This is a genomic window from Bizionia myxarmorum, from assembly GCF_008086205.1.
GTDB classification, from domain to species: domain Bacteria; phylum Bacteroidota; class Bacteroidia; order Flavobacteriales; family Flavobacteriaceae; genus Algorimicrobium; species Algorimicrobium myxarmorum.
The window spans coordinates 1-3,991 of the sequence record NZ_VSKK01000008.1 but is presented as its reverse complement, the minus strand read 5'-3'; the positions used below and the strand labels follow the sequence as shown (position 1 = coordinate 3,991).

Here is a 3,991-nt window from a genome sequence, read left to right as displayed (position 1 = left end):
ACAACACTGTATATAAAAAATGCGTAGTTTAGTGCTTAATGAAAGGTAAGTGCGTACTTGCTTTCCTCCGATTTTCCTTCGGAAAATCCTCTGACACAAGTATGCACTTTTCATATACAAAACCGTTGTATGCCATTTGAAAAAAAATCCCGCTGAAACTGAAAAATTCAAAAAAAATGACCCTTAAAAATGCGGACGGAATAAAAAATGAAAATCCATACCGAATCCGAAAATAAAAACAGCGGATTTTATGCGGAACGAAAATCGATTTTTTTTTTGGTTTTTTAAGGGTAAAATCCCAAGGACCGTTTTATCGACAACAAAATATCTGGAATTGAAAAACTGACCGAATCTGGAATCTGGAAAACGAAACCAAAAAATATCCGAAATAAAAAAATCGGATTTTAGCCTGACGTAAAAAAAACGTACACGCTAAAAAGCGTGATAAATCGGATTTTACTCGGTCGCACGCAATCTGGACGTCGGATTTTACTCGGTCGTACGAAATCTCAACGTCGGACTTTACTCGGACGCTCGAAATCTCAACGTCGGACTTTACTCGGACGCTCGAAAAAAAAAACAACAGACTTACTCGGACGCGGGAAAAATAACAGAGCGCAGATAAAAAACGGCATACAACAGGGTGTATAAAACATAGCTGGGCTTGGGCTTTATCCAAAGGTCTGTGCTTATTTGGAAAGTCCGCCAAATCTTTGATTTGGGCTTTAATAATGAAAAGTAAGTTCCAAATCAAAGATTTGGCTAATTGCTAATCTGAAAATTATTGTATTTTTATACGCTACGTTTCATACACATAACGTTGGCAACCATTGCTACACGGTAAAAAATTCTAAAAAAAAGATCTCACTCTATTCTTCCGATTTATCACTGTTACGGAACATCTCGTGCTTCCGATTTACCACTGTTGCGCTCAATTCTGTCGATTTAATAAAACTAAAAAACCGATTTTAAACTGCCAACTGGCTTCAAACCCAATCCAACCGTTTGGTTTTTAAAAAATAAACGGTTGCCAACATAGTGTATAAAAAATGCTTACTTTAGTCCCTAATCAAGTGTAAATGTGCGTTTGCCACCTTCCGATTTTCCTTCGGAAAATCCTCGGACGCAAACCCGCACATTTCATACACCAAACGTTAGCCACAATTAAAAAAAAAAAAAAAACGATTCTGAATGACAAACAAAGAACGACCAATCTTCAACTACAAGTTTTATATACTGATAATTGGTGTAACATTAATACTCTTTTCAAGTTTATATATTTTTACTCGTCCAGCAATTTGGAATGATTTTGACTTCAGTAATACTGGTCAAATAGGTGATACAATTGGGGGAATTACTGCACCAATAATTAATTTAATTGGAGCTATCTTAATATTTCTTTCTTTCAAGGCACAAATAAATGCAAATAAAATTCAATTTACCCTATTAAATAATGAGATTGAAAACCAAAAAAAAGACAGAAATTTTCAAGTGATTTTAGACTTATTTCAAGCTTTAAAGAACGATTTTCAAAATTTGGCTTTTGAGAATTATACTGGAATGTCTGCAATTAATGCCTATGTCAATCAAATCAGGGATTATTGGACTAAAGAAAACTTTGAATCTCATAGCCATATACCAATCTATTCGGATTGGAAATTTTTAATGGCAGAATATGATCTGATAAGTTTTCATATAGAAACTTCAGATTTAAGAGCTACTGAAAGAACGAGGTTGAAATCTCTAATTAAAAACTATTTTTTTACACAATTAGAATATCCAACAAATAGTATAAAAAAACAATTAGTGAAATTTGAACAGGATTCTGATGTATTAAAAATTGTAAACGATATTTTGGAATTTAATAAAAAGAAATAACTGTGGCTAACACTGTATATAAAAAATGCGTAGTTTATTGCTAAATCAAAAGAAAGTGCGTACTTGCTTTCATCCGATTTTCGTTCCGAAAATCCTCTGACACAAGCACGCACTTTTCATATACAAAACCGTTAGCAAACATTTGAAAAAAACTCGTAACTTAAAATAAACACTTTTACAACTAAAAAAAAAATAAAAGATTATGAAACCATCAGTACAATACAACGATAGAATTGGACACGCTTCAGCCGACATTTCAAATATTAATTATAATCAAATAGCGGAACAATGTAATTTAGGAGAAAGGTATACAATCATCGGAATTTCACTTCACGGAACTGAAGAAATTAGCGTATCACTTTTGTGTAAAGATAACGACGAAAGTACTGACGAAAATGAAGTTTTAGTAACTGTTTATCCTACAGTTGAACTTTCAGTTAGCGATGTTCTTGAACGACTTAATGTGACAATTAATATTACAAATAATTCAAAATACGATAATCCAAATCTTGACACAAATCGAGAAGTAACCATTGAGGAAGAATAGCAATTTTACTTCAAAAATCTAAATTATAAGTTAAGTTTTGAGGTTGAAAAATAAATAGAAAAGAGGAAATTAGCGGACAAAAAACGTTTGCTAACACCGTATAAAAATAATTGCGGTTTAGTGCTTAATCAAAGGTCGTTGCGTGTTTGTAACGTCTGATTTTCCTTCGGAAAATCCTCGCATACAAACCCGCAACTATTCTTATACATCAACGTTGTAGGTAATTTAAAACCAGCATTATGAACAAAATTTTAATTATAATATTTATCGTTTTTGGACTTCAAACTGATTGGCTGAACGAAACTAAAAAATCGATATCTGAAACTGATAAAAACGCTGTTTTGATTGACTCTAAAGTAGTTGAAGAAAAAGAAGGAAAATCTACAACGACAGAATATAAAGCAGGAGAAAGTAAAAAAATAAAGGTAGAATTCACTCACACCGAATTAATGGATATTGAACTGAATTTTTACGAAAAAAACGGTTTTATATTAGGAGAAATAATTAGTGGAAAAGATGCTTTACTTTATAAAAGAAAACGTTTGGAAAATGAACCTTACGCAACATTAGTTGACTCAAGAACATATTTCAAAACGGAAACTGAAGGAATAAACTTTATCCGAAAAATGAATATTTATGAAACCGACGAAATTGAAGATGTTAGAAAGAAACTGAATAAATTGGAATTTGAAACCAAGAATTTAAATGGAGAAGATTATATACGATTAAAAGAAAAATTCGACCGAATTACAAAAAGTGAAAAATAAAAACTACCTACAACACCGTATAAAAATAATTGCGGTTTAGTGCTTAATCAAAGGTCGTTGCGTGTTTGTAACGTCTGAATTTCCTTCGGAAATTCCTCGCATACAAACCCGCAACTATTCTTATACATAAACGTTGTAAACAATTTGACACAAACATTGAGAAAACTTAAAAATCTTATAATTCTGACATTAATAATTACAATTTTCAGTTGCAACGGAACTGATAATTATAATCTTGGAATTTATCAAGCAAGGCAAGGAAATCAAGAAAAAGCGATTGAATATTTCACAAAAGCCATTCAAGATAACCCTGAATATTCAGACGCATATTATAACCGAGCATATGCACAACAATTGATTGGCGGAAAAGAAACTCAAATAATTGCTGATTATACAAAATCTCTCGAACTGAATCCGAATGATAACGAAGCTCATATGAATCGTGGACTTATTTATATGAAAATGGGAAATAACCAAAAAGCAATATCTGATTATAAGGAGTCAATCCGAATCAAACCCGACTATCCAATTGTATATGCTAATTTAGGAAATGCTTACAAACTGAATTCTGAAAATGAAAAAGCTTGTGAGAATTGGAAAAAATCCTTGGAATTAGGAAATAGAGATGTTGAGTTAAGATTAAATCTAAATTGTGAATAAAAAACTGTTTACAACAAAGTACTGTGGTAAAAACCAAGTGAAATTGATTTAATTTTTCACCAAAGTACTTCTGTAAGTATCTTCATATATTAATCCTGATTTAGCAATTGCAAAGGCCTGTTTTAAGAGCTTATTACAT

4 protein-coding genes are annotated in these 3,991 nt (G+C 31.8%); all 4 read left to right on the top strand.

What is annotated here, in order from left to right; genetic code table 11:
- Positions 1-1,191 precede the first annotated feature (1,191 nt).
- On the top strand, positions 1,192-1,878 hold the full coding sequence (locus ES674_RS15270) for a hypothetical protein (RefSeq protein WP_148405508.1): 687 nt from the start codon (positions 1,192-1,194) through the stop codon (positions 1,876-1,878).
- Positions 1,879-2,080: 202 nt separating this feature from the next.
- On the top strand, positions 2,081-2,425 hold the full coding sequence (locus ES674_RS15265) for a hypothetical protein (RefSeq protein ID WP_148405507.1): 345 nt from the start codon (positions 2,081-2,083) through the stop codon (positions 2,423-2,425).
- Positions 2,426-2,664: 239 nt separating this feature from the next.
- Positions 2,665-3,192 (top strand): hypothetical protein, encoded by a 528-nt coding sequence (locus tag ES674_RS15260; protein WP_148405505.1) that lies wholly within the window; start codon positions 2,665-2,667, stop codon positions 3,190-3,192.
- 156 nt (positions 3,193-3,348) lie between these two features.
- Positions 3,349-3,852, top strand: a complete 504-nt coding sequence (locus ES674_RS15255) for a tetratricopeptide repeat protein (protein WP_148405503.1) — start codon at positions 3,349-3,351, stop codon at positions 3,850-3,852.
- Positions 3,853-3,991: the final 139 nt, after the last annotated feature.